13 protein-coding genes are annotated in these 13,009 nt (G+C 70.5%); 8 read left to right on the forward strand and 5 right to left on the reverse strand.

Annotated features, from left to right (window positions below; translation table 11 throughout):
* Positions 1 to 2 precede the first annotated feature (2 nt).
* From yidC to H576_RS0106370, 4 genes are read left to right on the forward strand one after another with little or no spacing between them, the layout of a single operon-like run.
* Positions 3 to 1,082 carry a membrane protein insertase YidC gene (gene yidC / locus H576_RS14600; RefSeq protein ID WP_036319743.1) on the forward strand — a complete coding sequence of 360 codons (1,080 nt, stop codon included), beginning with the start codon at positions 3 to 5 and terminating at the stop codon, positions 1,080 to 1,082.
* Positions 1,079 to 1,561, forward strand: a complete 483-nt coding sequence (locus H576_RS0106360; RefSeq protein WP_029150248.1) for a Jag family protein — start codon at positions 1,079 to 1,081, stop codon at positions 1,559 to 1,561. The genes yidC and H576_RS0106360 overlap by 4 nt, the downstream gene beginning before the upstream one ends.
* Positions 1,562 to 1,566: 5 nt before the next feature.
* Complete coding sequence (rsmG, locus tag H576_RS0106365) at positions 1,567 to 2,208, forward strand: 16S rRNA (guanine(527)-N(7))-methyltransferase RsmG (RefSeq protein WP_029150249.1); 642 nt, start codon at positions 1,567 to 1,569, stop codon at positions 2,206 to 2,208.
* Between the two features lie 42 nt (positions 2,209 to 2,250).
* Positions 2,251 to 2,937 (forward strand): alpha/beta fold hydrolase, encoded by a 687-nt coding sequence (locus tag H576_RS0106370; protein WP_029150250.1) that lies wholly within the window; start codon positions 2,251 to 2,253, stop codon positions 2,935 to 2,937.
* Positions 2,938 to 3,085: 148 nt separating this feature from the next.
* Here H576_RS0106370 and H576_RS17095 read toward each other — a convergent pair whose 3' ends face one another.
* Positions 3,086 to 3,277: a GNAT family N-acetyltransferase gene (locus tag H576_RS17095; RefSeq protein ID WP_281167307.1), complete on the reverse strand. Its 192-nt coding sequence runs from the start codon at positions 3,275 to 3,277 to the stop codon at positions 3,086 to 3,088.
* A 9-nt stretch (positions 3,278 to 3,286) separates the two neighbouring features.
* Entirely contained in the window at positions 3,287 to 3,553 is a 267-nt protein-coding gene (locus tag H576_RS17100; protein ID WP_245559129.1) for a 6,7-dimethyl-8-ribityllumazine synthase, read from the reverse strand.
* A 2,270-nt stretch (positions 3,554 to 5,823) separates the two neighbouring features.
* On the opposite strand from H576_RS17100, the gene H576_RS0106380 reads away from it, so the two are divergent.
* The 3 genes from H576_RS0106380 to H576_RS0106390 are packed head-to-tail and all read left to right on the forward strand — an operon-like array spanning position 5,824 to position 8,280.
* Positions 5,824 to 6,693, forward strand: coding sequence for a ParA family protein (locus H576_RS0106380; protein WP_051172283.1), 870 nt, complete (start codon positions 5,824 to 5,826; stop codon positions 6,691 to 6,693).
* Positions 6,693 to 7,877 (forward strand): ParB/RepB/Spo0J family partition protein, encoded by a 1,185-nt coding sequence (locus H576_RS0106385; RefSeq protein ID WP_029150252.1) that lies wholly within the window; start codon positions 6,693 to 6,695, stop codon positions 7,875 to 7,877. The genes H576_RS0106380 and H576_RS0106385 overlap by 1 nt, the downstream gene beginning before the upstream one ends.
* A 55-nt stretch (positions 7,878 to 7,932) precedes the next feature.
* Positions 7,933 to 8,280, forward strand: coding sequence for a hypothetical protein (locus H576_RS0106390; protein ID WP_029150253.1), 348 nt, complete (start codon positions 7,933 to 7,935; stop codon positions 8,278 to 8,280).
* 69 nt (positions 8,281 to 8,349) lie between these two features.
* Here H576_RS0106390 and trxA read toward each other — a convergent pair whose 3' ends face one another.
* Both trxA and trxB read right to left on the reverse strand, forming a co-directional pair.
* A complete protein-coding gene (gene trxA, locus H576_RS0106395; RefSeq protein WP_029150254.1) occupies positions 8,350 to 8,670 on the reverse strand; it encodes a thioredoxin in 321 nt (106 codons plus the stop codon).
* A gap of 32 nt (positions 8,671 to 8,702) precedes the next feature.
* Entirely contained in the window at positions 8,703 to 9,653 is a 951-nt protein-coding gene (gene trxB, locus H576_RS0106400; protein WP_029150255.1) for a thioredoxin-disulfide reductase, read from the reverse strand.
* Positions 9,654 to 9,768: 115 nt separating this feature from the next.
* Here trxB and H576_RS0106405 point away from each other — a divergent pair, with 115 nt between their 5' ends.
* The gene (locus tag H576_RS0106405; protein WP_036319747.1) at positions 9,769 to 11,940 is read left to right on the forward strand and encodes an alpha-galactosidase; all 2,172 of its coding nucleotides are present in this window, start codon (positions 9,769 to 9,771) and stop codon (positions 11,938 to 11,940) included.
* A gap of 6 nt (positions 11,941 to 11,946) precedes the next feature.
* On the opposite strand, the gene H576_RS0106410 is transcribed toward H576_RS0106405, so the two are convergent.
* Positions 11,947 to 12,954 carry a LacI family DNA-binding transcriptional regulator gene (locus tag H576_RS0106410; protein ID WP_029150257.1) on the reverse strand — a complete coding sequence of 336 codons (1,008 nt, stop codon included), beginning with the start codon at positions 12,952 to 12,954 and terminating at the stop codon, positions 11,947 to 11,949.
* Positions 12,955 to 13,009 lie beyond the last annotated feature (55 nt).

The raw sequence follows: 13,009 nt of genomic DNA on the forward strand, positions 1-13,009 counted from the left end.
CCGTGGACTTTCTCGGGAACATCCTCGTCCCCATCCGCTGGGTGATCGAGGCGATCCTCGTCGGCTGGCACTGGGTGTTCACGCACCTCGGCATGTCCCAGGACAGCGGACTCGCATGGATCCTCTCCATCGCAGGCGTCGTCGTCATCGTGCGACTGGCGATCTTCCCCCTCTTCGTGCGGCAGATCAAGAGCCAACGCAAGATGATGGAGATCGCGCCCGAGATGCGCAAGGTCCAGGACAAGTACCGGGGCAAGCGCGATCAGCTCTCGCGTGAGGCGATGGCCCGCGAGACGCAGGCGCTGTACAAGAAGCACGGCACCTCTCCCCTGTCGAGCTGCCTCCCGCTGCTGATCCAGACCCCGATCTTCCTCTCGCTGTACTGGACGCTGAACGACGTCCGCACATGGGCGGCCGCCGACTCACCCGGCCGCAACTCGTGGCTGTTCACGTCCGACCTCGTGCACCAGTTCAACGACGCGTCGCTGTTCGGCATCGCGCCGCTGCACATGACGCTCGTGCAGCACTTCCAGCAGACGCCGGTCTCGGTCTCCGCGATCGTCCTGCTGATCATTCTCGTCGCCGCGATGATCGCGACCCAGTTCTTCACGCAGCTGCAGATCGTGTCGAAGAACCTCTCCCCCGAGGCCAAGACCGGCCAGGCCTACCAGATGCAGCGCGTGATGATGTACATCATCCCGTTCGCGATGATCTTCTCGGGCGTCTTCTTCCCGCTCGGCGTCGTCAGCTACTGGTTCTTCAACAACCTCTGGACGATGGGCCAGCAGTTCTACATCATCCGCGAGAACCCGACCCCCGGGTCCGAGGCCTGGAAGGCGCGCGAGGCGCGCGTCGCGAAGCGCGGCAAGGCCATCAACAAGGAGGGCAAGGTCGTCTCGCGCGAGGAGTACGAGCGCGAGCAGGAGGAGCTCCTCCGCCTGGCCGAGATCGAGCGCCAGAACAAGGCGAAGCGCGTGCAGCCGAAGAGCGCGAAGCGGGCCAAGAAGGCCCCCCAGCAGAAGCCGCAGCAGAACGGCCAGCAGGGCGGATCCGCGCCCGAGGCCGACGGGAGCAAGGCATGACCGACGCGCACCAGGACCCGACTCCCGAGCAGCTCGAGCGCGAGGGCGACGTCGCGGCCGACTTCATCGAGGGCCTCCTCGACATCGCCGACATCGATGGCGACCTCGAGCTCGACGTGCGTCAGGGGCGCGCGTACGTCTCGGTCGAGAGCGAGGATGAGTCGCTCAAGAGGCTCGCGGATCCCGACACCGTCCAGGCGCTGCAGGAGATCACGCGCCTCGCGGTGCAGCGCGAGACGGGCGAGTTCTCGCGCCTGATCCTCGACGTCGGAGGATCGCGCGACGCCCGCCGCGCCGAGCTCGAGAAGCTCGTCGACGCCGCCGAGGCGAAGCTCGACGAGGGCGCGTCGCAGGCGTCGCTGCCCGCGATGAGCTCGTACGAGCGCAAGCTCGTGCACGACATCGTGTCCGACCGGGGCCTCGTCTCCGAGTCGTACGGCGAGCGCAACGACCGCCACACGGTCATCCGCCGCGCCTGAGCGCCATGGCAGACATCCTCGAGCCGGAGCCCGCCGAGGCGGAGGCGCTGTTCGGCGACCGCATCGATCTCGCTCGTCGCTTCGCGCAGAACCTCGCCGAGCACGGCGAGGAGCGCGGGCTCATCGGGCCGCAGGAGCTCCCGCGGCTCTGGAACCGGCACATCCTCAACAGCGCCATCGCGGCTCCCCTGTTCTCCGCTGGCGGCCGCGTGGGCGACGTGGGCTCCGGTGGCGGCCTGCCTGGCCTCGTGCTCGCGATCGCCCGCCCCGACGTCCACTGGGTGCTCATCGAGCCCATGGAGCGCCGCGTGGCGTGGCTCGCGGAGCAGGTCGAGGATCTGGGGCTCGAGAACGTCACGATCGAGCGCGCGCGTGCCGAGGAGGCCGGGCGCTATGAGGGCATGCTCGACGCCGTGACGGCTCGCGCCGTGTCGGCCCTGCGCACGCTGATCCCGTGGACGGCGCCTCTCGCGCGCGACGGCGGCGAGCTGATCCTGCTCAAGGGCCAGAGCGCCCCGCAGGAGATCGAGAAGGCGGCCAAGGTGATCCGCAAGCACAAGCTCAGCGACGTGCGCGTGGAGATCCTCGGCGAGGGTGTGATCGCCGAGCCCACCCGCGTCGTGCGCGCCGTCGTCCGCGGCGCCTGAGGGCCCTTCCGCGGGCCCGGGAGGGCGCGTAGCGTTCGCCCCATGCGGATGCTCCTGATCCCCGGCCTGTGGCTCGACGCGTCGTCGTGGGACGCGGTGCTGCCGTACCTCTCCCCCGAGATCGAGGCACGCCCGCTGACGATGCCCGGCGTCGGCCTGCCGGGCGACGCCGTGGCGGGAATCGACATCACGACGTGGGTCGACGCGGTCGTCGCCGAGATCGACGCGTCGCCGGATCCCGTCGTCGTGGTCGGACACTCGGGCGGCGGGAACGTCGCCTGGGGGGCGGCCGACCGTCGCCCCGATCGCGTGGCGCGCGCCGTCTTCGTCGACACGGTCCCGCCCCCGCCCGGGTCGGGGATCTCGGAGTTCGCCGTGGCGGACGGCGTCGTGCCGTTCCCCGGATGGGACTTCTTTCCCGAGGAGGACACCTTCGATCTCGACCCCGCCACGCGCCGTCGCGCCGCGGAACGAGCGCTCTCCGTCCCGGCCGCGGTGACGACCTCGCCTCTGCCCCTCGCGGGCGGCCGGTACGGCGTTCCTGTGACGCTCCTGATGGGCGGGCTCACGGCTGACGAGATGGGCTCGCCGCTGGCGCAGTGGGGTGCCTACGGCGAGGAGTTCGCGGCCATCGACGACGTCGAGGTCGTTCGGATCGGATCCGGGCACTGGCCGCAGTTCTCCGTCCCGGAGCGCCTGGGTCAGCTTTTGTCTACGGTTGTTGAATAGTTATGTTGCGCCGGGCTGTCTCTTGTGTGGGGTTGTCGGCCGCGGCGCGCTGACGATCTCCCACGCGATGTTTCACGTGAAACATCGCCATTGACTGCCTTCGCGCCGAGGTCTGGCCGCTGAGTCCGCGATATCTTGGCGCGGGCGATCAGAGCTGCTTGCGCCTCTTGACGGTCGTGATCTCGAATCCCAGCGATGCGTAGAGCTCGCGGGCGGCGGTGTTGCGGCCGAACACGCAGACGCCGAGTGAGGTGGCGCCTTCTGCGCGAGCATGTTCCTCTCCCAGGAGCATCGCCGCGCGACCGAATCCCCTGCCCCGATGCGCGGCCTCGACGACGATGTTCCAGACCTACCACGATGCGGGATCGCCGGAGCTGTCGCGCCCGATCCAGAGGTAGCCCACGATCCCGTCGACGTCGTGGACGAGGTCGAAGACCGCGTGGTCGTCTGTGGGTCCGTTGTCGGGAAAGGCCTGGGCGAGCGACGCCTGCGCGTGCCGCTCCGCCGAGCGCGGGTCCTCGCCGGAGTCGACCAGGTCGGCGACGTACTCCGCGTGGCACCGAGCCCGCCAGGCGGGAAATCGTTCGGCGTCGATCGGGGCGAGACTCAGATCCACCTCCCCAGTCTGCCAGCCACGGTTTGCTCCACGGTCCCCGGGTGCCCGCCGGTCCGTCGATGTTTCACGTGAAACACGTCGGCGATGGGGCCCGTGCCTCAGGCTTCATGATCCGGCGACGGACTCTTGGCGGGCGGGTGTCGGGATGGAAGTTCGACCTCGACTCGGTCCTCGCTCGTGGGACGACGGCGCCGATAAGACTACGCTACGCGCGGTGCAGGGCGCCAGAGGGTTTGTCGACGGACCGCAGGAGAGCGGGTGCGGAGATACGAGGCCGGCGATCGACGGCTGTCGCAGCCATCCGACGCGGCCTCGCGGGAGCGGCGGGAGCAGTTCGATGGGGTGCGATCACCTCGCGCGGCGCCGCCCATCGATCGGTGAGTGCTGGACCCAGGCGGGAAGTGAGTCGGGGTCGCGGGGTGAGTGACGGCGAGTGAGCGTCCGCACGGTGCGTGCCGTCTATCCGGAGCATCGGGTGCGTGGCGTCGTCGTGGCGGCGCCACTCCCCCGGGCTGAGCGGCGGCAGGCAGCGAGCGAGCGCGGGCACCGACAGGTCGATGGTCGCTTTCGTCGTCGGGCAGGTGCGCCGATCGCAGCGGCGCCGTGAAGTCGGGCGCCGTGAAGCTCCTGCCGGCGCGCGGGCGACGGAAGGGACGTCCGGCGCTCGACGTGCCTCGCGCAGAGCTCAGCGGGACTCTCGGGAGCTCCTGTGATGACGACGCGTGCGCGTGCGCCCGGACGCCGCCGAGTCGATGTGCGGAGTCGGGCGGGCGGCGGCGGGGATCTCAACCTGTCGCCGGACGCGGGCTGGCGGGCTTGAGCATCCCGCGCGGCGATCGCACCGGTCCGCAGACGCCGAATCGCACGCTATGCATACGTCGGACCTCTCGGGATCCGTCGCCGCGCGAAGGAGGCGAGGGTTTGGCTGCGTGCGGCGGGGCGGCAGGCGGTCTCACTCGGGTCGACGTTTCACGTGAAACATCTGTCGCCAGCACCGGAGGAGGTTCCCGACTGTCACGAGCAGACAATCGATGCACGCCGCGTCGCGCGACGGACAACGGTGAGGCTGATGTTTCACGTGAAACATCGGAAGGGATTCGTCGATCGCCGTGAGCGCAACCGGCGGCGGCGTCTTCGCGAGGTCAGTCGCGCGGGCCGTCACTGTGTGTGGAAAGGGGTGGGTGACGTGTCGTCCGGCGAGAACGGCGTCACCGGTGAAGGCAACTCGAGCCCGACCCGACCCTCGCACGGTGGCTCCGACCCTGATCAGGCAGTCCATCTACAGGCTGCAACACTCAGTGCCTGAAGCGCTCGCCGATCGATCGCGCTCGCACGCGTGGGTCCTCTCGAGGTACGCCTGCCGGTCACCTGGTGCGGGATCACCGAGGACCGAGCGACTCGGCGCTGGTCCGCGCATCCCGCGGACAGTGCGTGCGGCACTCCTGGCGACTGGCTCGTCGACACGGGAGCGACGCGAGGCGGACGGTCGGTCGGGCGCGAGACAAGGAGTGTGGGGGGTGACGAGGGGTGGCCGGCAGTCGGCGAGGCAGACGTACCGAGCTGGTCACGGTGACTCGAAGAGAAGCGGCTTACGGGTGGCGCAGGCTCGCGGAACCCGTGCTGCGACGCAAGGGGGGCGGACAGGCTCTGGCGCTCGGGTAGACGGCGATGAAGACGCGGCCCGCACGAAGGCGGGACGAGCCAGGAGCGGTGAGGGGTTGCGAGCCGACGAACGATCTCGGACGTCGAGGCTGCGGTCGGGAGCTACCCGGATGTCCACGGCCTTGAACGCAGTGGCCGGGGCGTCGCCTGCGGGTCCGATCTCACGTGGGCCTCCGACGATCACCTCTCGGCAGCGCAGGGAGGTGACGCGGGATGCATAGGGCATGGCCGGGTGCCACCGGCAGTCGATGTTTCACGTGAAACATCGGGGCGCAGACCTCGTGCACGCTGGGCGAGTGTCCGGCCCGCGCGGTGAGGATCGGGGCGGCTGGTCAAGGTGCCCAGAACGACGTCTCCGACGCGGCGCCAGGCTGTCCCCAAGTATCGAATCTCGCGAGACCACCGCACCCGATGTTTCACGTGAAACATCGCCGAGAATCGCGACCACGGCGGGCTGATCTGCCTCGTGTTTCACGTGAAACATCGTGGTCAAGCCCGTCGCATGTCGAGGCGCGGGATAGGCTGGGGAGGTCGGCCTCGGCGACGGAAGGACCAGTGTGAGCCAGCGATCCAACGATGTGGCTGCCGCGTTTGACGACAGCCCGATCATGCGTCAGCTGCAGGACCTGAGCGCTCGCAGGCAGCGTCTCGAGGAAACCGACGTGGACTTCCACGGCGGAACCCGCGTCCTGACGGTGTCGAACCAGAAGGGCGGGGTCGGCAAGACGACCTCGACGGTGAACATCGCGGCGGCGATCGCCGACCTCGGCGGCCGGGTGCTCGTCATCGACCTCGACCCGCAGGGCAACGCATCGACGGCGCTGGGGATCCCCCACTCGTCCGACACGGCGAGCGTCTACGACGTCCTCATCAACGACATGTCGATCGCTGATGCCGTGCAGCAGAGCCCCGAGAACGAGCGGCTCCTCTGCCTCCCGAGCACGATCCACCTGGCCGGAGCCGAGATCGAACTCGTGTCGCAGGTCGCGCGCGAGAAGCGCCTCGACACGGCGCTCATCGAGTACATGGACGGCCTCGAGGAGCCCCTCGACTTCGTCTTCATCGACTGCCCGCCGTCGCTGGGCCTGCTCACGATCAACGCCTTCAGCGCCGCGACCGAGGTCTTCCTCCCGATCCAGGCGGAGTACTACGCCCTCGAGGGGCTGAGCCAGCTGCTCGGCAACGTGAAGATGATCCAGAAGCACCTCAACCCGCGGCTCAAGGTCTCGACGATCCTCCTGACGATGTATGACGGGCGCACGCGCCTCGCGCAGCAGGTCGCCGACGAGGTGCGCGAGCACTTCCCCGACGAGGTCCTGCAGACGTTCATTCCCCGCTCCGTGCGGGTGTCGGAGGCCCCGAGCTTCGGACAGACGGTGATCACCTATGATCCGAACTCGGCGGGCGCTGTCGCGTACCGCGAGGCGGCAGTCGAGATCGTGAAGCGCGGAGCTCCGCGCAAGAAGGGGAAGAAGTGATGGCGAAGCGCACGGGTCTGGGCCGGGGTATCGGCGCACTCATCCCCACGGCGACCGAGACGAAGGAGCGCCCCACCGACGTCTTCTTCGCGAGCACGGCCGCGCAGGCCGTCGAGGAGGACCTCGCCGAGAAGAAGGCGCCGGCGAAGCGCGCCGCGACCTCGCGCGGCACGGCCGCCAAGAGCAGCACGTCCGCCAAGACGGCGAAGCCCGAAGCAGACGAGGCTCCGAAGCAGCCCGCGGCGAAGCGGCGCACCTCGCGCACCTCGATGCCGTCGGTCGCCGAGTCGGCGCCGAAGAAGCCGCAGGCTCAGGACGAGGCCCCCTCCCCCGCGGCCGAACCCGTCGAGCAGGAGCTCGCCGAGATCCCCGGGCTGCGGCTCGTCCAGATCGACCCGAACGCGATCGTCCCGAACCCCCGTCAGCCGCGGACGCTCTTCGACGCCGACGACCTCGCCGAGCTCGTCCACTCGGTCCGCGAGTTCGGCGTCCTCCAGCCGGTCGTCGTGCGCGACAAGAAAGACGGCACGTACGAGCTCATCATGGGTGAGCGGCGCACGCGTGCGTCGCGCGAGGCCGGCCTGGCGGAGATCCCCGCGATCATCCGCGAGACGGCCGACGAGGACATGCTGCGCGACGCGCTCCTCGAGAACATCCACCGCGCTCAGCTGAACCCGCTGGAAGAGGCGTCGGCCTACCAGCAGCTCATGAACGACTTCGGGATCACGCAGGACGCGCTCGCGACCAACATCGGCCGCTCGCGCCCCCAGATCTCGAACACCATCCGTCTGCTGCGCCTGCCGGAGCCCGTGCAGCAGCGCGTCGCCGCCGGCGTTCTGAGTGCCGGGCACGCCCGCGCGATCCTCTCGCTCGACGGCGACGCCGAGGCGATGCTCAAGCTGGCCGACAAGATCGTCAACGAGGAGCTCTCGGTCCGCGCGGCCGAGAGCGCCGCGCGGCGCGTCCTCGAGACGGCCGAGAAGCCGGCCGCGAAGCCCAAGGCGAAGCAGGGCGCCCGCCGCGCGTATCTCTCAGACGTGGCGGATCGTCTCGGCGACCGGCTGAACACCAAGGTCAAGGTGTCGCTGACCTCACGAAAAGGCCAGGTCACGATCGATTTCGCGTCGATTCAGGACCTGAATCGGATCCTCGAGGAGATCGGCGAGACCGGCTACGAGTCCTGACACGGGTATCCACAGGGCCACCCGGGGCCCAGGTGGCCGCGCGTAGCCTGGAAGGGTGAGTTCCGAAGAGCCCCTGCTGCCCCGCCGCGCGTCGGTGGAGGTTCTGCGCGCCGAGGCCCAGGACGAGCTCTCGAGCCTCATCCACGAGCGCCTGCGCGAAGGCGAGGACCCGTGGGACTTCATGGAGGACCTGCCGACCGTCGACGAGCTCGTCGTGCTCACGCTGCGCGCCGAGCACATCGAGGCCGACGGAGGGCTGCGTCCCACGCATGCGCGCAACCAGCGACTGCTGCGTCAGATCGCGCACAAGTACCCCGAGCTCACGCCGGCCGCACGGCGGCTCTGGGGCTCCGAGAACACCCACCGGCGGTGGGACTCGGTCGTCCGCGTGATCCGCGACTGACGCCGCCCCCCAGACGCCGAGACGCCCTCCCCCGCGTGGGGAAGGGCGTCCGTTCGTGCGGTGCGCGGATCAGATGAAGGGCGCGAGGTCCTGCTCGATGGCCTGCTTCGGCTTGGCGCCGATGATCGTCGTGACGTTCTCGCCGCCCTTGAAGAGCTTCATGGCCGGGATCGACGTGATCTGGTACTTCATCGCGAGCTCGGGGTTCTCATCGACGTTGACCTTGACGATCTTGATCTTCTCGGGGTTCTCTTCCTGGATCTGGTCGAGGACCGGCGAGACCATGCGGCACGGGCCGCACCAGACGGCCCAGAAGTCGACGAGGACGGGCCCGTCGGCCTGGAGGACGTCCTTCTCGAAGTCGGCGGTTGTGGTGGATGCAGCGGTCATAGCGATCTCCCTGTGTTGAGAAACGGAGCGGATCAGGCGGCGACGGCCTCGGCGGGGCGGTCGGCGAGCTCGACGAGGTACTCCTCGGCGTCGAGCGCGGCGACCGTGCCGCTCGCGGCGGCCGTGATGGCCTGACGGTAGTGCGGGTCGGTGACGTCGCCCGCGGCGAAGACGCCCTTGACCGAGGTGCGCGACGAGCGGCCCTCGAGCGCGATCGTGCCGGCGGGCGAGAGCTCGAGCTTGTCGTGGACGAGGTGCGTGCGCGGGTCGTTGCCGATCGCGACGAAGATGCCCTCGATCGGGAGCTCGCGGGTGTCGCCCGTGACGGTGTCGCGCAGGACGACGCCCGTGACGCCCGAGGCGCCCTGGAGCTCGGCGATCTCGCTGTTCCAGACGACCTCGATCTTGGGGTTGTCGAAGACGCGCTGCTGCATGATGCGCGAGGCGCGGAACTCGTCGCGGCGGTGCACGAGGTACACCTTCGAGGCGAACTTCGTGAGGAAGTTGGCCTCCTCCATCGCCGAGTCGCCGCCGCCGACGACCACGATCTCCTTCTCGCGGAAGAAGAAGCCGTCGCACGTGGCGCACCACGAGATGCCGTGGCCCGAGAGCTCCTCCTCGCGAGGGAGGCCCAGCTTGCGGTTCGCGGATCCGGTCGCGTAGATCAGCGCCTTCGCCTCGAGCGTCTCGCCCGATCCGAGGGTGACCTTCTTGACCTCGCCGTCGACGTCGAGCTCGGTCGCGTCCTGGTAGAGCACCTCGGCGCCGAACTTCTCGGCCTGCGCCTGCATCTTCGCCATGAGGTCGGGCCCCATGATGCCCTCGGGGAAGCCCGGGAAGTTCTCGACCTCGGTCGTGTTCATCAGCTCGCCGCCGACCTCGACCTGGCTCGTGATGACCGTCGGCTTGAGCGTCGCGCGTGCGGCGTAGATGGCGGCGGTCCAGGCGGCCGGGCCGGATCCGATGATGATGAGATCGCGCACGATGGATTGCCTCCTCAGGCGGGTGTCTTGACGGCTGAAACCCATGCTACGTGCCGTGTATTCCCGCGGTTCCGCCGTGTTGCGCGCCGCGTGCGCGACCCGGGAGAATCGCGGGGTGACTCAGACACCTGCAGCGTTGTCGTTGCGCGGCGGAGGGTCGAGCGTCGTCGTCGCGCTCGGCACCGATGTCCCCCGGATCCTGCACTGGGGCGCCGACGTCGGCGCCCTCTCCGACGCCGACCTCGCGGCCCTCGCCGCTGCGGACGGGGTGGGGGTGCTCGGCTCCGAGCCGAACGCGCCGCGCACCTTCCCGCTCTGGGCGACCCAGCGCGAGGCGTGGAGCGGCACGCCGACCCTCGACGGCCACGCGGCCGGATCGGCGACGACGCCGCGGCCCCGACTCGCCTCCTGGGAGCGCACGGGCGAGGGATCCGCCGTCTTCGTCCTGGAGGACCGGATCACCCGCCTGACGCTCCGGGTCGCGCTCGCGGTCGACCGCTTCGGAGTCCTCTCGGTGGACGAGCGCCTCGAGCGCGGTGCTGACGCGGAGGGCGTCTACGAGCTCGGGGCGCTCACGGCGCTGCTTCCCGTCCCCGAGCGCGCGGGCGAGATCCTCGACTTCACGGGACGCTGGTGCCGCGAACGCTCCCCGCAGCGCTCGGCGTTCGGCTTCGGAACGCACCTGCGCCGGGCGCGACGCGGCAAGCCGGGCCACGACTCCCCCTTCCTCCTCGCCGCCGGGACGGCGGGCTTCGGCTTCGGCCGCGGCGAGGTCTGGGCGGCTCACCTCGCATGGAGCGGCGAGCAGCGCTACCTCGCCGAGAGGCTGCCCGAGGGATCCGGATCCCACGCGGGCGTCCTCGGGCTCGGCGAGGGCCTCGCGCCCGGCGAGATCCGCCTGGCCCCGGGCGACGCCTACACGGCGCCGACGGCCCTCTTCGCCTGGTCGGACGCTGGCCTCGACGGCGTCTCGGCCCGCTTCCACGACCGCCTGCGCGCCCGCGACCGCCACCCGCGCTCGCCGCGCCCCGTGACGCTCAACTCCTGGGAGGCCGTGTACTTCGACCATGACCTCCCGACGCTCGGCCGCCTCGTCGACCGCGCGTCCGAGGTCGGCGTCGAGCGCTTCGTCCTCGACGACGGCTGGTTCGGATCGCGCCGCGACGACAGGACGGGGCTCGGCGACTGGACGGTCTCTCCCGACGCCTGGCCCGACGGCCTCGGCCCCCTCGTCGAGCGGGTCCGCGCGCACGGCATGCAGTTCGGTCTCTGGTTCGAGCCCGAGATGATCAGCCCCGACTCGGACCTCGCCCGCGCGCACCCCGACTGGATCCTCGGACCGGCCGACGGCCCGACGGGCACCTCGCGCAATCAGCAGGTGCTCGACATCTCGCGCCCCGACGCCTTCGCCCACCTGCTCGAGAGCATCTCGGCCCTCGTCGCCGAGTACCGCATCGACTACATCAAGTGGGATCACAACCGCGAGCTGCTCGAGGCCGTCGCGCGCCGCGACGGGGCCGACCGGCCCATCGTGCACGAGCAGACGCTCGCGCTCTACGCGCTGCTCGACGAGCTGCGCCTGCGCCACCCCGGCCTCGAGATCGAGTCGTGCTCGGCGGGAGGCGCGCGCATCGACCTGGGGATCCTCGACCGCACCGACCGCGTGTGGGCGTCCGACTGCAACGACCCCGTCGAGCGCGGCCGCATCGAGCGCTGGACGGGCCTGCTGCTGCCGCCCGAGCTCATCGGCGGGCACATCGGCCCGGGAGAGGCGCACACCACGGGTCGCGCGACGTCGCTGTCGGCGCGCATGGCGTCGGCGTTCTTCGGGCACGCGGGCATCGAGTGGAACCTGCTCGAGTGCACCGACGAGGAGCTCGCCGAGGTCGCGCGCTGGGTCGCGGAGCACAAGCGCCTGAGGCCCCTCCTCCACGGCGGACGCGCGGTGCACGCCGACGGCCTCGACGCGGGCGCGGCCCTCGACGGCGTCGTGGCGCACGACGGCTCGCGCGCCGTCTACCGCTGGAGCCGCACCGAGACGGCGCCGGCCGCGCGGAGCGGATCCGTCGTGCTCCCGGGCCTCCCGGCCGCGGGCTCGTACACCGTGCGGATCCTCGACTTCGCGGGCGGACCGCGGACGATGCAGGATCTCGAGCCCGCCTGGGTCGAGGGCGCGCGCTCCGAGGCCGGTCTGACGGTGCCGGCGGCGCTTCTCGGGACAGTGGGGCTGCCCCTGCCGACCCTCGCGCCGCAGCACGCCCTGATCGTGGAGGTCTCGGCCCGGTAGGGGCGCTCAGCGGGGCGGCGCGGTGCTCGACCGGACGACGATCTCGGGTTCGACGACCGAGAGCGGCGGCACGCCGTCGCCCCGCACGAGCGCGAGCGCCGACGCGACGCATCGGGATCCGACGTCGTCGAAGTCCTGGTGCATCGAGGTGAGGGGCGGGGCGTAGCCGCGGGCGTCCTCGGTGTCGTCGAAGCCCACGACGCTCACGTCGCCCGGAACCCACCGGCCCGCCTCGGTCAGGGCGCGGTACATGCCGAGCGCCATCTGGTCGTTCGAGCAGAACACGGCCGTGACGTCGTCGCGCCCGGCGATCTCGCGGCCCGCGAGGTAGCCCGACTCGACCGACCAGTCGCCCCGCAGCACCTCTGGGACGGCGCGGCCCGCCGCCTCGAGGGTCGCGCGCCAGCCCGCCTCGCGGCGGCCGCCGGGGCGCGATTCCGCGGGGCCCGCGATGTGCCACACGGTCTCGTGCCCGAGCTCGAGCAGATGCCGGGTCGCGGTCGCCCCGCCCGCGTTCTGATCGGTGTCGACGACGACGCGGGCGCCGGGAGCCTCGGGATCCATGTAGACGACGGGCACGCCGGGCGGCAGCAGCGACGCGGCGTGCGTCAGCGCGGGCGACTCGAGGTTGAGGATCAGTGCGTCGACCGCGAGCTCCTGCAGGCGCGAGAACACGCGATCCACGTCTCCCGGCGCCGCGGCGTGCACCGGGATGAGAGTCGTCGCGTAGCCCTCGGCGGCGGCCGACGACGAGATCGCCTCGATCGTGCGCACGTCGCCGATCGTCGAGAGCGTGCGGGAGAGGACCCCGATCGTGCGGAACGACCCGAGCTTGAGCGCCCGGGCGGCGCTGTTCGGCCGGTACCCGAGCTCGTCCATCGCCCGGATGACCCGATCGCGCGTCGCGTCGACGACGGTCCCGGTGCCGTTCGCGACGCGCGAGACGGTCTGCGACGACACGCTGGCGCGCGCGGCGACGTCGGCCATCGAGACACGGCGCGTGGATTCGGGCATCGATACCTCTTCGTGATCGCGGATTCCGGATTCAGACTAGCGAAACACGGATGTT

Source organism: Microbacterium indicum DSM 19969, assembly GCF_000422385.1.
GTDB classification, from domain to species: Bacteria; Actinomycetota; Actinomycetes; order Actinomycetales; family Microbacteriaceae; genus Microbacterium; species Microbacterium indicum.